The following is a 1,341-nucleotide window of genomic DNA, read 5'->3' as shown; positions in this document are numbered from 1 at the left end:
GCGGAAAGTCTTATCATCGCTGGTGCTTAAAACAGTCTGATAAGAAATTCCGCCGTGACCAAATGCTACCAGCCTGAGATCCGCTTTTCATCCCTTTCCCGTCGCAAAATCACAGCAGATTTCACTGGCGGAGACCTGACCTCCAATGCCGGTTTGTTGCTGCTTCGTGAATGCGATCGCCGCCTTGGCCTATCCCGCGCGGTGGCCAGTGTCGTCAATGATCCCCGTCGTGCTTCCTCAGTTGCTCACCAGGCGGAACAGCTGGTGCGACAGCGTTTGCTTGCGATTGCTGCTGGGTATGAAGATCTCAACGATCACAATCAGCTGCGATTTGACACAGTCCTGCAAGCCGGGTGTCAGCGCACAAAGACACTAGCCAGTACCGCCACCCTGTGCCGCTTCGAGCAGGGGCAGGATCGATCCGTTGCGGTAGAGCTACACAAAGTGTTGCTGGACCAGTTCATTGTCAGGCATAGCAAACCGCCACGGCGACTCATCCTGGACTTTGATGCGACCGATATCCCGATACATGGCGAGCAGGAACAGCGCTTCTTCCATGGCTATTACGATAGCTACTGTTTCATGCCACTCTATGTCTTCTGCGGACGGACCTGCTGGTAAGTTATCTGCGGCACTGTCGTCAGGATGGGGCCAAACACAGCTGGGCGATTCTCGCGTTACTGGTCAAAGCCTTGCGTAAGCAGTGGCCCGAGGTAGAGATCGTTTTCCGTGGTGATAGCGGCTTCTGCCGCCACCGAATGCTGGACTGGTGCGACCGGCACGGAGTGAAGTACATCGTCGGTATCGCAGGTAACAACCGGCTGGAATATATGCTCAGTGGCTACATGCACCTTGCCAGAGAGTGGTCTCACAATGGTGCATTCAAGCTCTCCCTGTTCAAGGACTTCCAATACGCAGCGGGCAGTTGGAAGCACAGGCGGCGCATCATTGGAAAAGCCGAGTATACCCACGGAGGTTCCAATCCCCGGTTTGTGACTACGAATCTGGACGGTGATGGCGAGGAGCTATACCGCCAGCTGTACTGCGCACGCGGAGACATGGAAAACCGCATCAAGGATCAGCAATTGGATCTGTTCTCGGGCCGCACTTCCTGCCACCGCTGGTGGCCGAATCAGTGGCGGCTACTGCTCTCGGCATTGGCCTGGATACTGTTCGAAGAGTTGCGAGAACAACTCAAGAATACGCCGCTGGCGAAAGCGTCGGTTGGCACCTTACGCAATCGCTTGATTAAGGTCGCAGCTGTAGTGATTAAAAACACACGGCGCCTGCGGTTCCTGCTACCGACGTCAATGCCAGACAGAGAAATCTTCTGCGAGGCTG

The 1,341-nt window shown here is 55.3% G+C and carries 1 pseudogene; it reads left to right on the top strand.

The window, feature by feature from the left end:
• Positions 1-54: 54 nt before the first annotated feature.
• Positions 55-1,341, top strand: a pseudogene (locus Q5Y71_RS16785) (IS1380 family transposase); the annotation flags it as partial.

The organism is Microbulbifer sp. 2205BS26-8 (genome assembly GCF_030731025.1).
In the GTDB taxonomy this organism is placed as follows: domain Bacteria; phylum Pseudomonadota; class Gammaproteobacteria; order Pseudomonadales; family Cellvibrionaceae; genus Microbulbifer; species Microbulbifer spongiae.
This window is presented reverse-complemented; position numbering and strand designations above follow the sequence as displayed.